Source organism: Lysobacter firmicutimachus (genome assembly GCF_037027445.1).
GTDB lineage: Bacteria > Pseudomonadota > Gammaproteobacteria > Xanthomonadales > Xanthomonadaceae > Lysobacter > Lysobacter firmicutimachus.
Genome location: NZ_JBANDL010000002.1, coordinates 5,285,709 through 5,307,239, shown reverse-complemented (window position 1 = coordinate 5,307,239; position 21,531 = coordinate 5,285,709). Strand labels below are relative to the sequence as shown.

Sequence of the window (21,531 nt, the reverse complement as noted above, 5' to 3'; positions counted from 1 at the left end):
CGTGGCGAATTGGAATTTGAGCCGGACATGGACCTTGCACCGGTACTTGATGAACTGAACAACGCCGCTGGCTGACAGCACGAGAGCGTCAACCCCAGCGCCCGACCGGGCGCTGGGGTTTTCCCTCTTCTGCCGCGCGCCGCAAGCTGTCCGTCGCCTGTCTACCGGGACCTATTACCTCGCTTTCACGCTTGGAATCGCAGGGGATTGAAGCGTTCATGCGATCGCCGCGCTGGGCGGTGACCTAGGAACAGCAACAATGGATATCGAGCAAGATCTCTTCACTTTGCGTGCGTTGGGGAGCCAGATTCGATGGCTGCTGACCGCGCCGACGGATTTGGAGCCGGTCTGGGAGTACGGCACGTGCTCGGTGGATGGATGCGCCGCCTTGACCCGGTTCTTGGAGCCCTGGACGCGGATCGACCGGGCACGGCGTATCGACGGCATCGAACTGCACGCGCGGGTGGCCGTGGTGAACGAGGAAATGGGGCGGTGGAGTTTGCGCGTCCTCAGCGGCGCCAATCGCCTCAAGCAACGCCCCAAGCGCCGAAACGAAGCGGTCGCCGCCCTCCTGGCGGCCACGGCGCAGCAGATCGAGGACTACCTGGAATGCCGGTCGCCGCTGACGCCGCGCCAATGGGTCGAGAAGGCGCTCGTCTCGGTCGAACGGCTGCACGTGCTGCGATCCTGCGACGCCGATTTCCAGCACGCAATCAGCTTGGCGGTCGGTGGGCTGGAAGAGGCGCTGGGTCAGTTCCCAGAGTAGGTAACGGGCGCCCGGCGAAGCTGTCGGGCACCTGTCCGTCGTCATCGTGTTCCGCAAGTTCTGCTTGGCTTCCGCCGCAACTGAAGCGTTCATGCCGCTGCCGCAACGACGCGGTGTGAGAGGAGCGAACCATGAATCAGGAGATCTTCATTGCGGACGCTGAGCTGCGAAGCCTCAGCGACTATTTGGAACGGATACTGCGGTCCGGACACACATTCTCACAACCCGAATCGAGCTTGACCTTGTTCGCCTGCTACGGCTTGGCCTGCATCCTCGCCGAACGCACGGACACAGTTCGTACGCGCCGCCTCGACCCGACGAACATTGGACGGCTGGTGGCCGAGTGCCGTAGGGAACTGGCGCCGGTCGAGCGCGCCATCGATCAGACCGGCAGTTGGTCCGCGAAGCGCTGGGTTCCCAGTGAGATCTGCGCGGATGAGATGACGTTGCGCTGGTTGCACGATGAAATCGTGCGCTACATCGAAGCTCTGGAGCCAGAATTCGTAGGATTGCCGGTGCATCAACTCAATCGAGCGGTACAACAGGCTCGGTTGATGCAGGTGTGGGACGTGGCGGACGCCAAGTACCAGCCCAGCCTCCGCTCGGCCATTCGGCATCTGGAGCAAGCCATCACGGCCGCGATGTGCGCGCCGCGCAACTAATACCCTGAGAGCGCGCACCCCAATCCCTCAATGGGGGCTGGGGTGTTCCCTCTTCCATTCACCCCAATCTGCGCCGATGGCCGGCGGTCGCGGAGGCCCGAACCTGCGATTGACCGCCTGTGGGAATCAGCATTCGCGCCTACGGGCGCCATCGCGGCGTCTCGGACACCGCCGTCCGCAAAGCCATCGCCACCGGGCGCATCTCGGCGTTGCCGGACGGCACCATCGACGCCGCCTGCGCCGATGCCGAGTGGGACGCGAACACGACCAAGGCCGAGCTGGCTGAATCACGCGCGGCCCCCCGACCGGCGCGGGCGCGCGCAGCGGCCCGTGGCGAGGAGACCATTGCTGCACCGTCTGGCGCTCCCACCGGCAACAGCTACGCACAGGCGCGGACTGCCAACGAAGTCCTCAAGGCCCAGCACCACAAGCTGCGCATCGCGCAGCTGCGCGGCGAACTGATCGACCGGCAGCAGGCCATCGGCCAGGTCTTCGCCCTGGCTCGTGCCGAGCGCGACGCCTGGTTGAACTGGCCGGCGCGCATCAGTTCGATGCTGGCCGCCGAGCTCGGCATCGATCCTCATGCGATGCACGTGTCGCTGGAGCGCGAGGTGCGCCAGCACTTGGCCGAACTCGGCGACTTCGTCGCCCGCCTGGAGTGATCGTTGTACGACGGCTTCGATGAGGTCGCCCGCGCCTGGCGCGACGGGCTAGCGCCCGATCCGTTCTTGGACGTGTCGGACTGGGCGGACCAGGACCGGGTGCTGTCGAGCACCTCGTCGTCGGAGCCCGGGCGATGGCGCACCGCGCGCACGCCTTACCTGCGCGACATCATGAACGACCTGTCGCCGGCCTCGGCGATCGAGCGCGTCGTATTCATGAAGGGCGCGCAAGTCGGCGGCACGGAGTGCGGGAACAACTGGATCGGCTATGTGATCGCGTGCGCGCCGGGGCCGATGATGGCCGTGGCGCCCACGGTCGAGATGGCCAAGCGCAACTCCAAGCAGCGCGTCGATCCGCTGATCGAGGAATCGCCGTCGCTGCGGGAGCGCATCGCGCCCTCGCGCGCACGCGATTCGGGCAACACCATCCTCGCCAAGGAGTTCCGCGGCGGGGTTCTGGTCCTGACCGGCGCCAACAGCGCGGTCGGCCTGCGCTCGATGCCGGTCCGCTACCTGTTTCTGGACGAGGTGGACGGCTACCCGCGCGACGTGGAGGGCGAAGGCGACGCGGTGGCGCTGGCCGAAGCCCGCACCCGCACCTTCACCCGCCGCAAGATCCTGCTGGTGTCGACACCGACGATTGCCGGCGCCTCGACCATCGAGCGCGAGTACCTGGCCTCCGACCAGCGCCGGTACTTTGTCCCGTGTCCACACTGTGCGCACGAACAGTGGCTGCGGTTCGAACAATTGCGCTGGACCTGGGGCGACCCGCGGTCGGCCCGGTACATCTGCGAAACCTGCGAGCAGCCGATCGGCGAGCATCACAAGACCGCGATGTTGGCCGCCGGTCGATGGATCGCCACTGCGCCGCAGAACCGTGGCAAGACCGCGGGCTACCACTTGTCGTCGCTGTACTCGCCGGTCGGCTGGCGTAGCTGGGCGGACATCGCCGCCGCCTGGGAGGCCGCGCAGGGCTCGGCGACAGCGCTCAAGGCGTTCAAGAACACCGAGCTCGGCGAGACCTGGGAAGAGGAGGGCGAGGCCCCCGATTGGGAGCGTCTGCTGGAGCGCCGCGAGGACTACCGGGTCGGCACGGTGCCGGCCGGTGGCCTGTTGCTGGCCGGCGGCGCCGACGTGCAGAAGGACCGGATCGAGGTCTCGGTCTGGGCATTCGGCCGCGAGCGTGAGACCTGGCTGGTCGAGCACCGGGTGTTGATGGGCGACACGGCGCGCGCCGCGGTCTGGACCGAGCTGGCCGGGCTGCTGCGTGAGCAGTGGACCCATGCCTCCGGCGCCCTGCTGCCGCTGACCCGGCTCGGCTTGGACACCGGCTACGCGACGCAAGAGGCGTACGCCTTCGCCCGGGACGTCGCCGACCCGCGCCTGCTGCCAATGAAGGGCGTCGGCAGCGGCGCCGCGTTGATCGGCATCCCGACCGCGGTCGATGTCAGCGTACCGGGCAAGCGTCTGCGCCGCGGCCTGAAGCTGTTTGCCGTCGCGGGCGGGATCGCCAAGCTGGAGCTGTACAACGCCCTGCGGCTGTCGATCGAGATCGGCCCGGACGGGCAGCCGGTGTTTCCGGCCGGCTATGTCCATCTGCCCAAGGTCGATGGCGAGTTCCTCCAGCAGCTGACTGCCGAGCACCTGATCACCCGGCGCGACCGGCACGGCTATCCGCAGCGGGTGTGGGAAAAGCGCCGCGACCGCAACGAAGCCCTCGACTGCTACGTCATGGCGCGCGCCGGCGCGATGCAGACCGGCGTCGACCGCTTCGAAGAACGCCACTGGCGGGAGATGGAGCGGACGCTGGGCCTGGCCCCACCGACCGCATCGCCCGCTCCAACTGCGCTACCCATTCCCACGGCCGCCCCCTCGGGCGGCCTTTCTGCTTCTGGCCCGCGCCCACGGCGCCGGGTAATTTCGAGCCGTTTCATGCGATGAGCGATCTTCCGTATACCCACGAACAGTTGCAGGCCTTGCGCAACGCACTCGCGCGCGGCGAGCGCCGCGTCAGTTTCGGCGACCGTCTGGTCGAGTACCGCTCCGTCAACGAGCTACTGGCCGCGATTCGCGAGATCGAGGCCGCGCTCGCCGGCACCGAGGGCCGACCTCGCCGGGTACGCCGCTTGCTGACCACCACCGCCAAGGGCTTCTGATCATGGGCTGGTGGGGACGGCTGCGCGCCGCGATGTTCGGCGGAACGCCCATACACGAGGTCGCCGGCCACGGCCGGCGCTCGACGGCCTGGCAGCCCGGTAATCCCGGCGCCGTCGCAGTGCTGGTCGCGACCGGGGATGCGCTGCGGGTGCGCTCGCGCGATCTGGTGCGGCGCAATGCCTGGGCCAACGCCGCGGTGGAGGCGTTCGTCGCCAACGCGGTCGGCACCGGGATCAAGCCGCAGTCGCTGATCGCCGACACCGCCCAACGCGAAGCGCTGCACACGCTTTGGTGGGACTTCGTGGACGAAGCCGACGCGGCCGGCCTGACCGATCTGTACGGGTTGCAAGCGCTGGCCTGCCGCGCACTGGTGGAGGGGGGCGAGTGCCTGGTGCGCCTGCGCCCGCGCCGGCCAGAGGATGGGCTCGCGGTGCCGCTGCAACTGCAGGTGCTGGAGCCCGAGCACCTGCCGCTGCATCTGAACCGGGAGGAGCCGAACGGCAACGTCATTCGCGCCGGCATCGAGTTCGACCGGCTCGGCCGGCGGGTGGCGTACCACCTCTACCTGTCGCATCCGCAGGACGGCGCTATGGCGCCGATGACCCGCCAGGGCGGGATGGACACAGTGAGGATCCGCGCCTCCGAAATCCTGCACGTCTTCCGCCCCCTGCGTCCCGGACAGATCCGCGGGGAGCCGTGGCTGGCGCGCGCGCTGGTCAAGCTGAACGAGCTGGATCAGTACGACGATGCCGAGCTGGTTCGCAAGAAGACCGCGGCGATGTTCGCCGGCTTCATTACCCGCGGCGGCCCCGACGATCCGCTGCCGGGTGATGCCCCGGCGGACGAGCACGGCAACGCGCCGCTGGGGCTGGAACCAGGCAGCTTGCAGATCCTGGAGCCGGGAGAGAACGTCGCCTTCGCCCAGCCGGCCGACGTGGGCGCGAGTTACGAGGCGTTCCTGCGCTCGCAATTCCGCGCCGTCGCCGCGGCGATGGGCATCACCTATGAGCAGCTGACCGGCGACCTGACCGGGGTCAACTACTCGTCCATCCGCGCCGGGCTGCTGGAGTTCCGGCGCCGCTGCGAGCAGGTCCAGCACACGGTGCTGGTGTTCCAGCTGTGCCGGCCCGTCTGGAACGCGTTCGTGGACGCCGCCGTCCTGGCCGGCGCCGTCGAACTGCCCGGCTATCGCCGCCGCAAGCGCCAGTACCGCGCCTGCAAATGGGTGCCGCAGGGCTGGAACTGGGTGGACCCGGAGAAGGAGTTCAACGCGATGATTCTGGCGATCCGGGCGGGCCTGCTCTCGCGCGCGGAAGCCATCGCCAGTTCCGGCTACGACGCCGAGACCATCGATCGAGAGATTGCGGCTGACGCGGCGCGCGCCGACGACCTCGGCCTGGTGTTCGACACCGATCCGCGCCGCGTCGCCCGCAACGGCGCCTTCCAATCCGTGCCGGCCGAGCCGCCGCCTGAGACCGACCTTCCCGCATGACCGGACTGCCCTACCTGGCGGCGCGCGTGTTCAACACGCCGCTGCTGATCCAGCGCGCCAAGCTGGACGTAATCCTGAACGTACTCGCGCCCAAGTTCGAACTGCAGACGGGGCCGCCCCCGCAGTTGGGGCCGCCCCAGCCCGCGCCGTCGCGCGTTGGCGAGGCGCAAGGCATCGCGGTTCTGCCGATACACGGCACGCTGGTGCAACGGACCGGCGGACTGGACGCGATGTCCGGCCTGCTCAGCTACGAGAACATCGCGGCACGCCTGGACGCCGCGCTGGCGGATCGGTCTGTGCGCGGCATTGTGCTAGATGTCGATAGCGCCGGCGGCGAAGCCGCGGGCGTGTTCGACCTGGCCGACCGCATTCGCGCCGGCCGCGACCAAAAGCCGATCTGGGCAGTCGCCAACGATGCCGCGTTTTCGGCGGCGTATGCGTTGGCGAGCGCGGCCGAGCAGGTGTTCGTGTCCCGCACGGCCGGCATCGGCTCGATCGGCGTGATCGCGCTCCATGTCGACCAATCCCAGCGCGACGCCCATCAAGGTCTGAGCTACACCCCGATCCTGGCCGGTGCGCGCAAGAACGACGGCAACCCCCATGAGCCGCTGACGCCCGAAGCCCGAGCCTCGATCCAGGCCGAAGTGAACCGCCTGTACGAACTGTTCGTGCAGACGGTCGCTCATCACCGCGGCCTGCCCGCCGATGCCATCCGCCAGACCGAGGCCGGCTTGTTCTTCGGCCAGAACGCGATCGACGCGGGACTGGCCGACCGGCTCGGCACGCTCGGCGACGCCGTGCTGCAGATGCACACCGAACTGGACGCGGTCGCGCGTCCCTCTTCCTTGGAGTTCCCCACGATGTCCACCCCCGAATCGACGGCGCCTGCCGTCGACATTGACGCCGCGCGCGCGCAAGCGCACGGCGATGCCCTGGCGATCGCCGAGCTGTGCGCGCTCGCCGGGCGCCCCGACCTGACCGCGGAGTTCCTGGGCGAAGGCCTGAGTACCGTTGACGTGCGTCGGAAGCTGCTCGGTCTGCGCGCCGAGACGGCTGAGATCACCAGCCACCTGTCCCCGACTGCTGCGTCCGTGGCGGCCACAACGTCGCTGGACGACAACCCGCTGATCCACGCCGTCGAGGCACGGGCCGCGCGCTGTAAGAGGGAGCGCTGAGATGGGCATCACCGTCTACCCGCCGCAGTCAGAGCCCAACAACCTGGGCGACCTGCTCAAGTTCGAAGCCGACAACCTGTACTCGCGCGATCGCGTGACCGTGGCGGCGCAGCAAGCGTTGCAACTGGGTCATGTGGTCGGACGCATCACCGCGACCGGCGAAGTGGCGGCGCTCGACCCGGCCGCCACCGATGGCCGCGAGCAGGCGGTCGGCGTCGTGATTGTGCCGATCCTCACCGCCGACGCGCCGAGCCCGGACGGCCTGATCGTCGCGCGTCACGCGACCGTGGCCGACCACGCTCTGGTCTGGCCGAAAGCCATTACCCCCGAACAGCGCTCGGCTTGCCTCCAGCAACTGCGCGTTGCCGGCGTGCTCGTGCGTCAAGGAACCTGATCCATGTCGATGAACAACCCGTTCCACAACCCCGCGTTCTCGGTCAGCGCCCTGACCGCGGCAATCAATCTCCTGCCGAACCAGTACGGCCGGCTGGACGAGTTGAACCTGTTTCCGATCAAGCCGGTGCGCACGCGCCAGGTCACGATCGAGGAGCGCAACGGTGTGCTGTCGTTGCTGCAGACGCAACCGGTGGGTTCACCTGGCTCGGTGGGCAAGCGCGGCAAACGAACCCTGCGGGCGTTCAACGTGCCGCACATCCCCCACGACGACGTAGTGCTGCCGGAAGAGGTCGTCGGCGTTCGCGCATTCGGCACCGAGACCGATCTGGAAACAGTCGCAGGGGTTATGGCCGACCACCTGCAGACGATGCGCAACAAGCACGCCATTACCTTGGAGCATCTGCGCATGGGCGCGCTCAAGGGCGTGATCCTGGACGCCGATGGAAGTGAACTGGCGAACCTGTTCGAGATCTTCAAGATCACTCCGAAGACGTTCGATTTCCAACTGAGCAACAAGGAAACCGATGTTCGCAAGAAGTGTCTGGAGCTCAAGCGCTACATGAGCCAGTCGCTCCAGGGTGAACGGATGAGCGGTATTCACGTTCTGGTATCCAGCGAGTTCTTCGACGCGCTGACCAGCCATCCCAAGGTGGAAAAGGCCTACGAACGCTGGCAGGAAGGCGCTGCGATGCGAGACGACATGCGCGCCGATTTCCGACTGGCAGGCGTACGCTTCGAGGAGTACACCGGCGAAGCCAGCGGTCCGGACGGCGAGCCCCGCCGCTTCATCGCCGAAGGCGAGGGCCATGCTTTTCCGCTGGGTACCCTTGACACCTTCGCCACCTACGTCGCCCCAGCCGATTTCAACGAGACGGTCAACACCCTCGGCCAACTGCTCTACAGCAAGCAGGCGCCGCGCAAGTTCGACCGCGGCACCGACCTGCACACCCAGTCCAATCCGTTGCCCATGTGTCATCGACCCGCGCTGCTGCCGAAGCTGAAGGCGTAATGCCGTGGATGCCTTCTCGACGGCGGATGCCGTCGTGTTCGACGCGCTCGGCGTCGTCGCGCAGATTCAGCGCCGCCCTAACCCCTCGGTGTCGATCCGCCTTGTCGTGCGCGACGGCGTCGAGCGATTGGGGGAGTTCCAGCAGGTTGTCGGGCGGGCCCGCCACGTGCTGGCTCGCAATGCCGAGTGGGTGTTTCGCCGCGGCGACGAAGTGAGCCTGGACGGCCGGACCCAATCCGTCGAGGCCCTTGTCCGGGACGACGGTCGGGTCAATGAGGCCGTCCTGCATGGCTGAGCCGACGCCGACCTGGGTGCTGCTGGAGCGGATCGCTGCGCGCCTGGCCGATATCCGCACCGATGGCGGCTATCGGACCGACATCGGCACCGCTGTGGCTCTGGAGCCGGCCCAACATGCCGAACCCGACGTACCGGGACTCACCCTGGCCGCGCTGGGCGTGCACCGCGACACCCAGAAACCACATGGCCAGCATCGGCTGCTCCAGGCCATCGTCGAAGCGACCTTGCCGGCCCATCTCAACGACGCCCATGCCCGGGCCCATGCCATCGCCGCCGACGTCGAGGACGCGCTCGACGCCTGGATTCCGCTGCCCCAGGCCCTGCCGTTGCAGGTCGAGGACATCGTGTTCCTCGACCGGCCCGAAGGGCTGGCGGTGGTGGCCGTGCAGGTCACCCTGACCGTGCGGTACCGGCGCTGATGCGGATTTCCATCGACGCCGATGGCGCCCTGGAGGCCGCCCAGCGCCTCAGCGATCTGCCGGGCAAGGTGCTGGTCGCCCAGCGCCGCGCGCTCGGTACGCTCCGGCGCCGCTGGCCGGTCCTGGCGCGCCGCGACATCCAGACCGAATACGCGCTGTCGGCGACCCGGATACGCGACGGGCTGAGCGTGCGCATCACCCGGGACGGCATTGCGCTGGTGGGCCGGGTGCACGGCATCGGTCTGCTGAACTTCGCCGGGCGCGGGACACCGTCCGGTCTTCGGTACCGAATCTTCCGCAACCGGCCAGGCCACGAACCCCACGGCTTCGTCCGTGCGCGGCGCGGTCAGGGCATCGACAAGGCCTGGGAGCGCGAGCCCCTGATCGGCAGCGGCGGGTCGCGGCGGGTGCCGCGTTACCCGATCGAACCGCTGTTCGGCCCGTCGCTGGCCCAGATGCTGCGCAAGGGCGACCGCCCTGCGCGCATGGCCCAAGCCGGTCTCGACGTCATCACCGCCGATCTGGATCGGCAACTGCTGCGCTCGCTGCGCCGCTGAGTCTCGGCCGCCCATCGGCGGCCCCACACCTAATCTATAGGAGCACGCGACCCGATGGCCGCGCCGAACCTTTTTTCGTTCCAGGGCAAGGTCTACCTCGCCCAGCGCCAGTCCACCGGCAAGCCCGGTCCGCTGCGCTGGGTCGGCAACGCGCCCCAGCTGGAACTCGCGCTGGAAGTCCAAAACTCGGACAAGTTCGAATCGTTCAGCGGCAATCGCCTGCTGTACGGCCGCCTCGTCCAGTCGAAGACCGCCAACGTCAACCTGACCCTGGACGAGGCGACCCCGGAAAACCTGGCCGAGGGCCTGTACTCGATTCCGGCGACCCTGCCGGCGGGATCGGTCAACAACGAACTGCTGCCGCCAGGCCTAAAAGCCAACGACCTGGTCGCGCTGGACCGAGGCTGGGTGAGCGACGTCGCGATCACTGACAGCGCCAATCCGCCGGTCACGGTGCCAGCGGCGAATTGGTGGACGGAGTCGGCGTCCGGCGGTGTGATCGGCTTGCGCAAGGTCGACGGCCTGACCCAGCCGTTCAAGGCCAGTTACAAGCACGGCGAGACGGTCAACATCGCCCTGTTCAACACCCCGCCGCCGGAGCGGATGCTGATTCTGGACGGAATCAACACCGTCACCGGTCAGCGCGCCAAGGTGACGCTGTACCGCCTGACCTTCAATCCCATCGAGCAGCTGGCGCTGATCTCAGAGGAGTGGGGCAGCCTGCAGCTGTCGGGTGCGGCCCTGTTCGATGAGTCGCGCGCGCTGGACCCGGACCTGGGCGGCTTCGGCCGCATCGAACTGGCGAGGGTGTAATGGCGCGAAAAGTTCGACGCCCCCAGCCCGCTGCCGATGAACTGGTCGTGTTGCAACCGAATCGGACGCTACCGCTCGGCGATCGCACCGTCACCGTGCGCGAGATCGGCTTCTTCGAAAGCCTGAAGCTGCACGACGCCATCGCGGCGCTCGTCGCCGACCTCGTCGAGCAAACCGACGACAGCAGCATCGATCTGGGTCGCCTGCACCGGGTCTGCGCCCAACACCCCGCGGCCACCATCGCACTGCTCGCTCAGGCCTGCGACCAGCCGGCCGACTGGGTCCAAGCCCTCTCCGGCGCCCACGGCGACCTGCTGTTGCTGACGTTCTGGGCGGTCAACGCCGATTTTTTTCTGCAGCGCGTACTGGCGGCGCTGGAGCTGCGCCGCGCGGCGCCGACAGCGACTGGCCCAGCGTCCTCGCCACCCTGATCGCCCACGGCCACGACTGGCCGTGGATCGAGCGCGCGACCGCGCGCCAGCTCGCCATGTTCTACCGCGTCACGCTCCAGCGCGAACGCGCGCTGCGCGCCGACCGCATCGAAGACGTCAACGCCGGCTTCGCTGGCGGCAAGGACGTCACCGCTTTCGTAACCTCCCTTCGGGAACTCCCATGAAACTGATCGACAACTGGCGCCAAGCCTGGCGTTTCGTCAGCGTGCAGGCGATGACCTGCGCCATCGCTTTGCAGGGTGTCTGGCTGAATCTGCCCGAGGATTTGCGCACGCACGTGCCCGACCGGATCGCGGCCACCGTGACCGCGGGCATCCTCCTGCTCGGCCTGATCGGCCGGCTGTTTCAGCAGCGAGGGGCCGATGGCACGACTCTCCGCTGAGCAGGCCGGCGGCCAGAACGTCCTGGCCTTTCTGGACATGATCGCCCATGCCGAAGGCGTGGAGCGGTTCAGCGACCACCACGGCTACGACGTCATGGTCGGCGGCGGGCGCTTCACGTCCTATAGCGACCATCCACGAAAGATGGTGTGGCTGCCGAAGTATCGGATCAACTCCACCGCCGCGGGGCGCTATCAGTTCCTATGGAAGACTTGGAATAGCCTGCGTCTCCGGCTGAAGCTGCCGGACTTCGGTCCGGCGTCGCAGGACCGCGCCGCGATCGAACTGCTGCGCGAGACCGGCGCGCTGGCCGACATCAAGAAGGGCTGGATCAGCTCGGCCATCCGCAAGTCGCGCAAGACCTGGGCCTCGTTGCCGGACGCCGGCTACGGCCAGCGCGAACTGCCGCTGGAGACGTTGCTGGCGGTCTATCAGAAGGCCGGAGGCCAGCTCGCGTGATCGCCCGACTCCAAGCATGGGGCTCCGCGGTGCTAGCCGCGTTCGTCGCCGTCCTGGCAGCGTTCGGCTGGGGGCGCATCCAGGGCACGCGTCGGGCGCGCGAACACACCGAGCGGCGGGCGGCCGACGCCGAACGCCGTGCGGTGACCGCAGAACGCGAGCGTCGCGACTACGAAGTACGCACCGAGGTAGAGACCGATGTTCTTCAACTGCCGTCCGGCAGCCCGGCGCCGCTGGCGGTGGCTGTGCCTGATTCCGCTGCTGACCGCTTGTACGACGACTGGTCGCGTGACGGAGGTGACGACCGGCCGCGCCTGGACGCGGCCGATTCGGGTGTCCCGTCAGGATCAGCTGACGGATCTGACCGCTCGACAGATCCTGGCGCATAACGAAGCCGGCCGCCGTCTGTGCGGCTGGCAGCCGAACCCACCGGCGGACCCGACGCGCCCCTGAGTCATGGCCAATCGCGATACCACAATCACGCTGTTGCTCAAGGGCAATGCGGCGACGCTCAATGCTGCGCTTCAGCAGTCCAGCCGACAGGTGCGCGGGTTCGCCACCGAAGCCGAGCGAGCCGCAAGCCGCAGCCATCGGCAGTTCGACCACATCCGCGCCAGCGTCGCGTCGATCAGCACGCAACTGGCGCAAGCCAAGACCCAGCTCTTCGCATTTGTCGGGCTCCAGGGCGTGGGCGACGCGGTCGGCCGTCTGGTCCGAGCGGCCGACAGCTATGCCAATCTGTCGGCCAAGATCAAGCTGGCGACCACCTCGCAGGCCGGCTTTAATCAAGCCGAAGCGGCGGTCTTTGCGATCGCGCAGCGTACGTCGACCCAACTGGATTCGACTGCCACGCTGTTCGGGCGCCTGACCAGCGCATTGAAGGATCAGGGCGGCTCGCAGCGGGAAGTCCTGGGACTGACCGAAACGATCAACAAGGCACTGGCCGTCTCCGGTGCTACGGCCGCGGAAACCGCATCGGTCATCGTTCAGTTGAGCCAGGCCTTCGCCGCCGGCCGGCTCAGCGGCGACGAGTTCAACTCGATCAACGACGCGGGTCCACGCCTGATGCAGGCGCTGGCCAAGAGCATGGGCGTGACGGTCGGTGAGTTGAAGGCGCTGGCCGAGGCGGGCAAGCTCACCAGCGACCAGCTGCGCAAGGCATTCTCGGGCGAGCAGGCACGCAAGATTGCGGCCGAGTTCGGCCAGCTGCCGCTGACCATCGAGCGTAGCCTGATCCAGCTCGATAACGCCTTCACCCGATTTGTCGGTCAACAGGACCGCGCCAGCGGAACGTCGTCGACGATCGCGCAGTCGATCCAAGGGCTGTCGCAAAACTTCGACGGCCTGGCGAACGTGGTCGGCGTGGTCATCGTCGCCGCGCTCGGCCGGTTCATCGCGAACCTGACCACGGCGGGCACCGCGAAGCTCCAGAGCGTGCGCCAAACCCGGCAGTTGGCACTGGAGGAACTGGCCCAGGCCCGGTCGGCGGAAACGGCGGCGCAGGCGGAACTGGCACGCGCCCGTGCGCTCGCGCTGGCCGGCGCCGGCACCGCACGGGCGACGACGGCCGAGGCCGCGCTCGCCGCGGCGCAGGCTCGGACCACGGCGGCCACCCACGTGGCGACCGCGGCGGTGGGCGCGAAGGCCCTCGCCGTTCGCGGGCTGTCCACCGTACTGACCCTGATGGGCGGACCGCTCGGCTTGGCCATCACCGGTGTGACCTTGCTGGCCAGCGCCTTTGCCAGCGCCAGCGCGAGCGCACGAGCCGCCAAACTCGAGTTCGAAGGCACGATCCAGGCCGCCCAACGGTTTCGCCAGCAGCAGGACATCGACGCAGGCGTCGATGTCGGCAAGCGCTTGATCGCTCAACGCGACCAGCTCCGAAAGGAGCTGGAAGACCTGGAGGGTATTCGCCGAGGCTGGGGCGGTGGTCACTTCAATGAGGGGCAGAGCGCCGGGCGGCTGCTGTTTGGCGAGGAACTGGATGGCGAAATTGTCCGCGTCCAGACTCAGCTCAAGCGAACCAATGCCGAATTCGAGACGGTTCGTAAGTCGCTGGCCGATCTGCGCGCGGCGCAGGCGACGGGCGGGCGAACCCGGCAGCAGGCCACGAAGGACGCGGCCGATTTCGCCAAGACCCTGACGGACCAGAACGAAAAGCTCAAGATTGAGCGGATCGAGCGCGAGAAGGGGCTGCGCGCGGCGCTGGAGTACCAGGCGGTCAAAGCCGCCGGGGTCAAAGATGTCGCACAGCTGACGGAAGCGACACGCAAGCTCATCGATGAGCAGATCCGTGAACGCGAGGCCGCCAAGGCGTCGTCTGCGGCGGACCGCGCGCAGACCCAGGCACGGCGAGAGGCCGACCAGGCGCAGAAGGCCGCAGAGCGCCTCGCCAAACAACAAAAGAAGGCGCAGGACCGCGAGGACAAGAAGGAAAAGAAGACCGACGAGGAACTGGATAGGACGGTGGGCGAGGCGGAAGCCGGTCTGTTGCGCACCCGAGGCGACACGGCCGCTGCACGACAGCGCGAGTTGCTGCTTGAACATCGGGAATCGCTGGCCGAACTGCTCAAGCGTGGGCGCACGGCGGATTGGCTAAAACTCAACCTGAGCATCGACACCGAGGTCGCGCGCGCCCAACTGGATGACTTGCAGGCGCAGGTCGATCGCGTGTTCGGCGATCAATCGCGCCAAGAACAGTCGATCCAGACCCGGCAGCAGACCGGTGTGCTGACCGAGATCGGCGCGCGCCGCGAGCTGCTGGAGTTGCACGGCCGCACCGCGGCCGAGGTCGATCAGTTGCTGCCGAAGATGGACGAACTGGCCGCGAAGACCGGTTCGCCGGACGCAATCGACCGGGTCAAGGATCTGACCGCACAGGTTGCCGCCCTGAAGACCCAGTCGAACGAGTTGGTGGTCACCCTGGCTAACGGATTCGAATCCGGGCTCGGCACGGCCTTGGAAGGGCTGGCCACCGGCACCTTGACGCTGCGGCAAGCGCTGACCGGCCTGGTGCAAGATATGGCCCAGTCACTGGCGCAGCTGGCTTCGCGGCAACTGGCGGCAATGGCCACGGCCAAGCTGATGTCCGTGGTGGGCAAGCTGGCCGGCGGCGGCAAGACCCCGGACATCGCCCAGCCGGACCCGGTCCAGGCCGCTGCGGCCGGGGCGGCCTACGCGACCCCCATCTCGGGTGCGTCGCTGGCGCTGGGCGTGGCCGGCGGCGTCGTGCTGAAGGCGGCTGCTGCCATGCAGGCCGCGGCGGCGACCCTGCTGGCGGCCAATACCGCTAAGGGCGCCTCGGGCATGTTCGCGTTCGGCGGCTTCACCGGCATCGGGCCGAAGTACGCGCCGGCCGGCATCGTCCACCGCGGCGAGTTCGTGCATCGCCGCGAAGTGGTCCGGCAGCCGGGGGCGCGACCGTTCTTGGAACGATTCAATCGGGTCGGCATGGCCGCGCTGGCGGGTCTTCGCGGCTATGCGGCCGGCGGATTCGTCGCGCCCGCGCCTGCACCGTCTGTGCCACCGCGCCGCTCTCTGGCGGAGCGGCCTGTATCAGGTACAGCTGAGTCCAACCGCTCTCAAATTACGAACGTCCTGTACCTGGATCCGAGAGAGATCGTGAACGTCATGGGGACCCAGGCGGGGCGCCAGGTCATCCTGTCCACCATCCGAGCCAATGCACCGACCGTTCGTCAGGATCTGACATAGCGGACGCCCACTGACAGTTGTGCCGTGGTGTGAATATGCGCATCGAGCGTCCCCTACGCTGCTTCGCGGCCGCAGGCGGCTCACGTGTCGAGTCCCACGTGAGTCGCCCTTTCCCTCCTTCCAGATGACGAATCTGCCGCCGAATGGACGACCGACGCAGGCTGAACGCGTTCAGCAATTCCTGTCGATCAGAGTTCCAGTCGCAACGGATGCGACGCGAAATCGTTCGAATCGAGCGTCACCCGCCGGTTTGGTTCCTATGAATCCGTTCCTATCGATGCTGATTCAGCGAGTGCCGGAGCTGCTGCCGGTTGCCCTGATGATCCTCATGCCCGTCGCAGCCATCTTTGCTTGGCTGCGCTATCGGACCGGGCGAATGCGATTGAACCTTCAGGCGACGGCACGTCTCTACAAGAAGGTTGCAGGAGAAGCGCTGGGTGACCAGCTTTCGTCGGCAGCAGCGTTCGGCTTCATCCTTCATCCACGCGTACTCAAGATGGCGCGCGAACGCGATGATCCCCTTGCCTTCATCAATAGTTTCAAACGGGCGCGTCGATACGTTCGCTATGAAAGCGGTCGGATTGTCCCTTCCGAGGGAGACGACCTCCTCTCGTTTCTAGCGAAGGCGCGCTTGCTTCTTGCCGGGTCGATCGTTCTCTTGTTCCTGCCTTGGGCAGCACTGATGGCGCATCGTTGGCTGCATTTCTCTAACGATGCCCAGGTTGCTATCGTTCTGTTTCAGATCGCAATGTGGTTCATCACCCCTGCGGCCGTTTGGGTGTCGGACAGCTTGATGCACGCCCACTGGTTGACTCAAAAATTCAATGAGCGCTATCCGCCGGCTCATCCCGAGCCTGTGTTGTCTATTGCCACGGCCAATGAAACTGCGAAGCCCGCAGTAAAGCGCGAGTCGAAACGCGCACGTACGCCAGCGTCATAGCCGTTCGCTGAATGTGCTGAATTTCCCAAGCAACTTGCTGCCGAACTGCTGGCTGGCTTGATGCCGAGGTGATCGGCTAATAGTCGTCACCTTACGCGACCGGGGCACATGCCGGTCGCGTTTTCTATTTCTATTGCCATGACATTCCTAGTGGGCACCGCCAACAGCTACTACGATTTTCTCAATCAGCTCGAATTCGCACTCTGCCTGGAAGGCCACGCCTGGGGCTTGCAGTACGTCGGCAACGGAAACGGTGCGCTCACCGGGCCCGACGGTGCAATCGGCGGGTATCGCGGAGGAAGCGCCAGCGTGGCCGAGGGCATCAAGCTGACGGCCGTCGGACCGGACCGTTTCGAGGTAGTTGGGTCCGTGGCGGGCGATCTGGGCGTTGTTCAAGTGGGCCAACCGTTCGAAACCGATCGCATCCAATTTCGCATCAACGCGGGAACGACACCATTCGTGCAGGGCGATCGCTTTACTTTGAACACCTCGCCGCCTTGGCGACTGCTGCGGCGATTCGGCTGTCGGAATCCGGGGGGGCGGACGAGCAACCTCTCCAGTCCGGATGCCGTCTTCGACAATCGCACCGACACCTGGTCGTCGCGGGCGGTCGCGCAGTTGCCAGGGCACGCGACGATCGAGATGATCGGCCCGGCCACGGTGAAGGCCGTGACCTTGGGCGTCGGTGATACTGGCGCGCGCGGCCCGGCCGCCTTCGAACTGCAGCGATCCGACGACGGCGTGGCCTGGTCGCGCGTACAGGCCTGGGCCGGTCAGACCTGGCCGACGGCAAGGCTGCGGCGCACCTACACGGTTACGGCCACGGGTGCCGTGACCCGCTTTTGGCGGGTGTTGGTCACCGCCAGTGCCGGCGGTGATCCCCTGGAGCTGGCCGACGTCAGCTTCCACACCGACATCAACGCCGATTTTGAACTCGAGGACCGGGCGCAGTGGATCGTCCGGGCGCCTGGCCTAGACGGCCAAAAGGCCATCTACATAGGTGCCGAGCTGTATGAGGATCCGGCGCGCGCAGCCTACAACCTCAATTGGTACGGCTTCCGGGCTTACAACCCGTTGCGCGGCGTTCGGACCCAGACCAACCACAGCGGCCTACGCTGCCTACCGCTGCGCAACGGCCCGTTCGCCTACTGGCTGGCGATCAACGGGCAGCGCGTGGTGATCGTGGCCCGGGTGGGTACCGTGTACCTGAGTGCTTACCTCGGGTTCGCCCACGCCTATGAGCCGCCTTCGATCCACGAGTATCCCCTGGTGGTCGGAGCCTGTGGATCGCTGGAGACCTTGACCCCGGACGCGACGGATTCGAACTTCCGCTGCTTTTTCGACCCGGGCCGGTATGCGCTCGCCGCCAACTATCCGGACAACGTTTGGCGGCCGCACAGCAATCGCTTCGCGGTGGGCAATGCGGAGTATGGGGATCAGGAAACGCCCGGGAAGGTCTACCCCAGTGCGATGTCGGTGGAGGGCCACCGCAGCTATCTGCGCGGGAACCTCGACGACTCTTCGCCGGTGCTTCCGCTGGTGCTAGGCAATACTGCGCCCCGCCACACTTTCGGCGAGTTCGACGGCTGCGGCTGGACGACGGGCTTCGGCACTGCCTCCGAATCGCGGGTCGACCACGACGGCGTATCCTGGCTGGCCTTCCAGAACGCCTTTCGCACCTCGCCCGACAACTACTTCGCTCTGAAACTGGACTGATGCCTTACGCGACCTCGGCGGCAAACGACCCCGGCGAACTGCTCGACAAGCTGCGGTTGTTCGCCCAAGGGGCCGGGTGGTCGATCGACGGGCTCCGGGATCGCACTGCAAAACCCGGCAAGGCGTTGAGCTTGAACGCAGCGGGGCTATTTGCGACCTTCCTGACCGAGCTGACCGGAGGCGATGGCAACCGACCGCCGCCGTTCATCGGCGTGTTTGGCCATACCGGCTACGCCGCCAACGCCAATCCCGACGTACAGAGCGAAGCCGGCGCACCCGCGTGGTCCAACTACCTCCAGGGACCGTACAGCGCGGTTCACTTCTTCGGCCGCAGCGCGCCGCGGCCCTATCTGCATGTGGTGCTGGAAACCCAGGCCGGTACCTTCAAGCACTTTGGCACCGGGCGCCTGGTTACGGCCGGTGCGGTGAACACTGGGCAGTACGTATACGGCAGCCAGTGGTACTACGACGCCCGCTATATCAATAGCCCGGACGATTACCACCATGCGATCGCGTTCGATGACTTCTGGGCGAACTTCATGTCGCCGGCGACCCGCATCCGCGCGGACTTCGATGGCGTGGCTCCGCGCTGGCATGCCGTGTCGGATTCGCCGAGCGATAGCCTGCGTCTGCTGTGCGGGTGGAGGGGCAAGACGTCGCCGATCAGCTTGCTGAAGGACATCGGCCACAGCGCGCTGACGGGTCGGGCCCCGACGTATCCGCTATGGTGCGCGGTGCCGCGCGGCGCCGACCTGTATTCCGACATCGGGCATCCGCCCGACCTGCGCTTCATCCGGCTCGACAGCTACGCACCTGGCGAGGAGCTAGTGCTGGGGGATGACCGCTGGAAGGTGTTCCCGGTGCATCGCAAGAACGGACCCGCCGGGACTCCGAACAGCGGCGTCTACGGCTACGCCTACCGCATCACCGAGTAGCGATTTGATCCCATGTGGCATGGCCTGTGGCCGCTGACCTTCAGCGGTCAGGGCGACTATTTCCCCTCGCGCACCGGACTTGACCGGCCTGGCGGCGCGCTCGGCGCCGAGCCGCAGTACGGCCGCCGAACGGTCGTCGTACCGCAGCATGTCGCCGATCGGCGGCGGGGCGCGGTGCAACCGTTGTTCGGCGACGACTTCTTCGATCGCATCCATGTCGAGCCGCGGACTCTGAATCTCGGCAATGTCAGCACCGTTCAGCGTCGAGCCGTTCGGGTTTGGAACGCGTTCCGTAGCCGAGCATTAGCGCTGACCGAGGCAACGCTGTCTGCGGGCGAAGGCATTGTCCTGACCGCACCCGGCGTGCCGCCGATGCCGTTCGTCCCGCTATCGGAACGGGCGTGGCAGGTCGCAGTGGGAACGGACGGCCCGCCGGTGATCGGCGCCAACCTGGCGTTCCGGTTCGACGGCTTCGCCGAGATCCCGGTCGTCATCACCGGCCAACGCATCGTCGCCTTCGCCTTCGTGCCCGATTGGTCGCGGGGCGTGTTGGAGCGGCTGGCCTGGCGCACCGACATCCTGACCAGCCCGCTGCAGGTCGAGCAGCGCCGCGGGCTGCGGTCCACGCCGCGGCGGTCGTTCGAAGCGACGCTGATCGTGGACGGCCGCGAGCGGGTGCTGCTGGACCTAGCCGTGTTCGGCTGGGGCGGACGGACCTGGGCGCTGCCGATCTGGCCGGACGGGCAGTGGTTGGCGGCCGAGCATGCCCTCGGCGTCCGGGTCCTGGCGTGCGATCCGGCCCATCGGGATTTCCGGTCCGGCGGCTTGGTGCTGTTGCGCGGGCCAACGGCGTTCGACACCGAGGTCGCCGAGATCGAGTCGATCGGCGCCGACCGCGTCGTCCTTCGGCACCCGACTACGCGGGCCTGGCCGCGCGGCACCCGGCTGTATCCGGTGCGGGCCGCCCGTCTCGCCGAATCGCCCAAGATCACCCGTCTGTCCGATCAGGCCGCGTCGGTCGCGGTGCGCTTCGAGGTGGTCGAACCCTGCGATTGGTCGGCGCTGGCCGATGCGCCGATCTACCGCGGCCATCCGGTCTTGGCCGATCGACCCGATGAGTCCGAATCCCTATCGGCCGGCTGGCAGCGGGCATTGCTGACCCTGGACAACGAGCTTGGCACCGCGTTCGTTTTGGACCCGGCGGATTGGGCGGCGGTCACCCAATCCCACCGCTGGCGGATGCACGGTCGCGCCGAGCGCGCGCGGGTCCGGTCCTGGCTGTACGCCCTGCGGGGCCGCCACCGCGCCGTGTGGCGGCCCACCCACGCCGACGACCTGACCTTGCTGGCCACTGTTGCCGGCACCGCCACGGCGGCGGACGTGGCCAACGTCGGCCTGGCCCGCTTCGCCGGCTTGCGCCCCGGTCGGCGGGACGTGCGGATCGAACTCCGCGATGGCCGCGCCTTCCACCGCCGGATCACCGCCGCGGCCAGCCTGGACGATGCGACCGACCGCATCACCCTTGACGCTGCTCTTGGCGTGGACGTGCGCCCGCGCGACGTGAAGCGGATCAGCTTCCTGGTGCTGTCGCGCGCCGATAGCGACGAGACCGAAATCGAACACCACACCGACAGCGACGGCGCCGCCGATTCCGCCCTCGTGCTGCGGGCGGTGCGTGATCGCGATCAAGACGATGGACCTGCCCCGACGTGAGCTTCGACCAACTTGAGCGTTCGGTTGCCGCGGGCAATCCCCGGCGGCTGTACGAGTTCGTGCGCGGCGCGCAGCGCTGGCGCTATACGGGCGGCGACCGCGACTTCGAACTCGACACGCAGGCGTATCGCGCCATAGCGATCAGCGACGACGGCATCCGCCAGTCCGGCCACGTCGCCAGCGATGTGCTGACGATCACCGCACCGGGCGATTTCGAGGTCGCGCGGTTGTACCGCGGCCTGCCGCCCTCGACCGAGGTCTCTGTATTCATCCGGGACATCCATGAGGGCGACGGAGAGGCGCGGGTGGCCTGGGTCGGCCGCGTGGCCGGGGTCAACCGGCCACGCCTGGAGGCGAGCGAAATCCGCTGCCAGTCGCTGGACGCCGCGCTCGGGCAGCCCGGCCTGCGCCTGGCGTGGACACGCGGTTGCCCGCACACGCTCTACGACCGCAACTGCCGGATCAATCCCGAGGCGCATCGGGTGCCGGCGTCCTTGACGGCGGTCGCCGGCAACGTCGTCACGGCCGGCGCCTTCGGCCTGCTGCCGGACGGGTGGTTGGCCGGCGGCTTCTTGGCCTGGGATCTGGGCGAGGCCGGCATCGAGCGGCGCGGCATTCGATTCCACGAAGGCGAGCGGCTGATCTTGCTCGGAGCCGGCGACGGCCTGCGCGTCGGCCAGGCCGTCGTCGCCTATCCCGGGTGCGGGCGAACCATCGCGATCTGCCACAGCAAGTTCGCCAACGCGCCGAACTACGGCGGCGTGCCGGGACTACCCGGCAAATCCCCCTTCGACGGCACGCCAATCTTCTAGCGGCGTCG

General features: G+C 67.4%; 25 protein-coding genes. 24 read left to right on the top strand and 1 reads right to left on the bottom strand.

All coding sequences use genetic code 11. From position 1 onward, the window contains the following. The first annotated feature begins 259 nt into the window (after positions 1-259). The 17 genes from V2J18_RS22935 to V2J18_RS22855 all read left to right on the top strand — a co-directional run bounded on the left by V2J18_RS22935 (position 260) and on the right by V2J18_RS22855 (position 11,696). A complete protein-coding gene (locus V2J18_RS22935) occupies positions 260-766 on the top strand; it encodes a hypothetical protein (RefSeq protein WP_336130490.1) in 507 nt (168 codons plus the stop codon). Positions 767-897: 131 nt separating this feature from the next. After that, positions 898-1,428, top strand: coding sequence for a hypothetical protein (locus V2J18_RS22930; protein WP_336130489.1), 531 nt, complete (start codon positions 898-900; stop codon positions 1,426-1,428). Positions 1,429-1,547: 119 nt separating this feature from the next. Continuing rightward, positions 1,548-2,090 carry an elements of external origin gene (locus V2J18_RS22925; protein WP_336130488.1) on the top strand — a complete coding sequence of 181 codons (543 nt, stop codon included), beginning with the start codon at positions 1,548-1,550 and terminating at the stop codon, positions 2,088-2,090. A gap of 3 nt (positions 2,091-2,093) precedes the next feature. Beyond that, positions 2,094-4,031, top strand: a complete 1,938-nt coding sequence (locus tag V2J18_RS22920; protein ID WP_336130487.1) for a phage terminase large subunit family protein — start codon at positions 2,094-2,096, stop codon at positions 4,029-4,031. Continuing rightward, positions 4,028-4,246: a phage head-tail joining protein gene (locus tag V2J18_RS22915; RefSeq protein WP_336130486.1), complete on the top strand. Its 219-nt coding sequence runs from the start codon at positions 4,028-4,030 to the stop codon at positions 4,244-4,246. Before V2J18_RS22920 ends, V2J18_RS22915 begins: the two co-directional genes overlap by 4 nt. 2 nt (positions 4,247-4,248) lie before the next feature. Continuing rightward, complete coding sequence (locus tag V2J18_RS22910) at positions 4,249-5,739, top strand: phage portal protein (RefSeq protein ID WP_336130485.1); 1,491 nt, start codon at positions 4,249-4,251, stop codon at positions 5,737-5,739. Further along, on the top strand, positions 5,736-6,914 hold the full coding sequence (locus V2J18_RS22905; RefSeq protein ID WP_336130484.1) for a S49 family peptidase: 1,179 nt from the start codon (positions 5,736-5,738) through the stop codon (positions 6,912-6,914). Before V2J18_RS22910 ends, V2J18_RS22905 begins: the two co-directional genes overlap by 4 nt. A gap of 1 nt (position 6,915) precedes the next feature. Then, the gene (locus tag V2J18_RS22900; protein WP_336130483.1) at positions 6,916-7,308 is read left to right on the top strand and encodes a head decoration protein; all 393 of its coding nucleotides are present in this window, start codon (positions 6,916-6,918) and stop codon (positions 7,306-7,308) included. A 3-nt stretch (positions 7,309-7,311) separates the two neighbouring features. Beyond that, positions 7,312-8,319 (top strand): major capsid protein, encoded by a 1,008-nt coding sequence (locus V2J18_RS22895; RefSeq protein ID WP_336130482.1) that lies wholly within the window; start codon positions 7,312-7,314, stop codon positions 8,317-8,319. A gap of 4 nt (positions 8,320-8,323) precedes the next feature. Further along, positions 8,324-8,614 carry a head-tail joining protein gene (locus V2J18_RS22890; protein WP_336130481.1) on the top strand — a complete coding sequence of 97 codons (291 nt, stop codon included), beginning with the start codon at positions 8,324-8,326 and terminating at the stop codon, positions 8,612-8,614. Beyond that, positions 8,607-9,035, top strand: a complete 429-nt coding sequence (locus tag V2J18_RS22885; protein ID WP_336130480.1) for a hypothetical protein — start codon at positions 8,607-8,609, stop codon at positions 9,033-9,035. The genes V2J18_RS22890 and V2J18_RS22885 overlap by 8 nt, the downstream gene beginning before the upstream one ends. Then, positions 9,035-9,592, top strand: a complete 558-nt coding sequence (locus V2J18_RS22880; protein WP_336130479.1) for a hypothetical protein — start codon at positions 9,035-9,037, stop codon at positions 9,590-9,592. The genes V2J18_RS22885 and V2J18_RS22880 overlap by 1 nt, the downstream gene beginning before the upstream one ends. A gap of 54 nt (positions 9,593-9,646) precedes the next feature. Then, positions 9,647-10,405 (top strand): phage tail tube protein, encoded by a 759-nt coding sequence (locus tag V2J18_RS22875; protein ID WP_336130478.1) that lies wholly within the window; start codon positions 9,647-9,649, stop codon positions 10,403-10,405. Beyond that, complete coding sequence (locus V2J18_RS22870) at positions 10,405-10,836, top strand: DUF6631 family protein (RefSeq protein WP_336130477.1); 432 nt, start codon at positions 10,405-10,407, stop codon at positions 10,834-10,836. Before V2J18_RS22875 ends, V2J18_RS22870 begins: the two co-directional genes overlap by 1 nt. Positions 10,837-10,892: 56 nt before the next feature. Next, the gene (locus tag V2J18_RS22865) at positions 10,893-11,021 is read left to right on the top strand and encodes a hypothetical protein (RefSeq protein WP_336130476.1); all 129 of its coding nucleotides are present in this window, start codon (positions 10,893-10,895) and stop codon (positions 11,019-11,021) included. Further along, positions 11,018-11,239 (top strand): DUF7940 domain-containing protein, encoded by a 222-nt coding sequence (locus tag V2J18_RS22860; RefSeq protein ID WP_336130475.1) that lies wholly within the window; start codon positions 11,018-11,020, stop codon positions 11,237-11,239. The genes V2J18_RS22865 and V2J18_RS22860 overlap by 4 nt, the downstream gene beginning before the upstream one ends. After that, on the top strand, positions 11,220-11,696 hold the full coding sequence (locus V2J18_RS22855; RefSeq protein WP_336130474.1) for a glycoside hydrolase family 24 protein: 477 nt from the start codon (positions 11,220-11,222) through the stop codon (positions 11,694-11,696). The genes V2J18_RS22860 and V2J18_RS22855 overlap by 20 nt, the downstream gene beginning before the upstream one ends. A 32-nt stretch (positions 11,697-11,728) precedes the next feature. Here the strand turns inward: V2J18_RS22855 and V2J18_RS22850 are convergent, their stop codons facing one another. Next, positions 11,729-11,905: a hypothetical protein gene (locus tag V2J18_RS22850; protein WP_336130473.1), complete on the bottom strand. Its 177-nt coding sequence runs from the start codon at positions 11,903-11,905 to the stop codon at positions 11,729-11,731. Here V2J18_RS22850 and V2J18_RS22845 point away from each other — a divergent pair. The 7 genes from V2J18_RS22845 to V2J18_RS22815 all read left to right on the top strand — a co-directional run bounded on the left by V2J18_RS22845 (position 11,895) and on the right by V2J18_RS22815 (position 21,523). Further along, on the top strand, positions 11,895-12,149 hold the full coding sequence (locus V2J18_RS22845; protein WP_336130472.1) for a hypothetical protein: 255 nt from the start codon (positions 11,895-11,897) through the stop codon (positions 12,147-12,149). The two genes, V2J18_RS22850 and V2J18_RS22845, sit on opposite strands and share 11 nt — an antisense overlap. Before the next feature lie 3 nt (positions 12,150-12,152). Then, positions 12,153-15,407 (top strand): tape measure protein, encoded by a 3,255-nt coding sequence (locus V2J18_RS22840; protein ID WP_336133023.1) that lies wholly within the window; start codon positions 12,153-12,155, stop codon positions 15,405-15,407. 259 nt (positions 15,408-15,666) lie between these two features. Next, complete coding sequence (locus V2J18_RS22835) at positions 15,667-16,347, top strand: hypothetical protein (RefSeq protein WP_336133022.1); 681 nt, start codon at positions 15,667-15,669, stop codon at positions 16,345-16,347. Positions 16,348-16,455: 108 nt separating this feature from the next. After that, the gene (locus tag V2J18_RS22830; RefSeq protein ID WP_336133021.1) at positions 16,456-18,063 is read left to right on the top strand and encodes a hypothetical protein; all 1,608 of its coding nucleotides are present in this window, start codon (positions 16,456-16,458) and stop codon (positions 18,061-18,063) included. Then, a complete protein-coding gene (locus tag V2J18_RS22825) occupies positions 18,063-18,998 on the top strand; it encodes a hypothetical protein (RefSeq protein ID WP_336133020.1) in 936 nt (311 codons plus the stop codon). The genes V2J18_RS22830 and V2J18_RS22825 overlap by 1 nt, the downstream gene beginning before the upstream one ends. 12 nt (positions 18,999-19,010) lie before the next feature. Beyond that, positions 19,011-20,711 carry a hypothetical protein gene (locus V2J18_RS22820; RefSeq protein WP_336133018.1) on the top strand — a complete coding sequence of 567 codons (1,701 nt, stop codon included), beginning with the start codon at positions 19,011-19,013 and terminating at the stop codon, positions 20,709-20,711. Continuing rightward, the gene (locus tag V2J18_RS22815) at positions 20,708-21,523 is read left to right on the top strand and encodes a phage BR0599 family protein (RefSeq protein ID WP_336133017.1); all 816 of its coding nucleotides are present in this window, start codon (positions 20,708-20,710) and stop codon (positions 21,521-21,523) included. Before V2J18_RS22820 ends, V2J18_RS22815 begins: the two co-directional genes overlap by 4 nt. The last annotated feature ends 8 nt before the right edge of the window (positions 21,524-21,531 follow it).

Coding starts and splice junctions, on each gene's coding strand:
- V2J18_RS22880 (WP_336130479.1), top strand. CDS start 9,035: ATGCGGATTTCCATCGACGCCGATGGCGCCCTGGAGGCCGCCCAGCGC.
- V2J18_RS22910 (WP_336130485.1), top strand. CDS start 4,249: ATGGGCTGGTGGGGACGGCTGCGCGCCGCGATGTTCGGCGGAACGCCC.
- V2J18_RS22870 (WP_336130477.1), top strand. CDS start 10,405: ATGGCGCGAAAAGTTCGACGCCCCCAGCCCGCTGCCGATGAACTGGTC.
- V2J18_RS22830 (WP_336133021.1), top strand. CDS start 16,456: ATGCCGGTCGCGTTTTCTATTTCTATTGCCATGACATTCCTAGTGGGC.
- V2J18_RS22835 (WP_336133022.1), top strand. CDS start 15,667: ATGAATCCGTTCCTATCGATGCTGATTCAGCGAGTGCCGGAGCTGCTG.
- V2J18_RS22865 (WP_336130476.1), top strand. CDS start 10,893: ATGTTCTACCGCGTCACGCTCCAGCGCGAACGCGCGCTGCGCGCCGAC.
- V2J18_RS22855 (WP_336130474.1), top strand. CDS start 11,220: ATGGCACGACTCTCCGCTGAGCAGGCCGGCGGCCAGAACGTCCTGGCC.
- V2J18_RS22860 (WP_336130475.1), top strand. CDS start 11,018: ATGAAACTGATCGACAACTGGCGCCAAGCCTGGCGTTTCGTCAGCGTG.
- V2J18_RS22895 (WP_336130482.1), top strand. CDS start 7,312: ATGTCGATGAACAACCCGTTCCACAACCCCGCGTTCTCGGTCAGCGCC.
- V2J18_RS22930 (WP_336130489.1), top strand. CDS start 898: ATGAATCAGGAGATCTTCATTGCGGACGCTGAGCTGCGAAGCCTCAGC.
- V2J18_RS22935 (WP_336130490.1), top strand. CDS start 260: ATGGATATCGAGCAAGATCTCTTCACTTTGCGTGCGTTGGGGAGCCAG.
- V2J18_RS22825 (WP_336133020.1), top strand. CDS start 18,063: ATGCCTTACGCGACCTCGGCGGCAAACGACCCCGGCGAACTGCTCGAC.
- V2J18_RS22900 (WP_336130483.1), top strand. CDS start 6,916: ATGGGCATCACCGTCTACCCGCCGCAGTCAGAGCCCAACAACCTGGGC.
- V2J18_RS22915 (WP_336130486.1), top strand. CDS start 4,028: ATGAGCGATCTTCCGTATACCCACGAACAGTTGCAGGCCTTGCGCAAC.
- V2J18_RS22875 (WP_336130478.1), top strand. CDS start 9,647: ATGGCCGCGCCGAACCTTTTTTCGTTCCAGGGCAAGGTCTACCTCGCC.
- V2J18_RS22905 (WP_336130484.1), top strand. CDS start 5,736: ATGACCGGACTGCCCTACCTGGCGGCGCGCGTGTTCAACACGCCGCTG.
- V2J18_RS22840 (WP_336133023.1), top strand. CDS start 12,153: ATGGCCAATCGCGATACCACAATCACGCTGTTGCTCAAGGGCAATGCG.
- V2J18_RS22885 (WP_336130480.1), top strand. CDS start 8,607: ATGGCTGAGCCGACGCCGACCTGGGTGCTGCTGGAGCGGATCGCTGCG.
- V2J18_RS22820 (WP_336133018.1), top strand. CDS start 19,011: ATGTGGCATGGCCTGTGGCCGCTGACCTTCAGCGGTCAGGGCGACTAT.
- V2J18_RS22845 (WP_336130472.1), top strand. CDS start 11,895: ATGTTCTTCAACTGCCGTCCGGCAGCCCGGCGCCGCTGGCGGTGGCTG.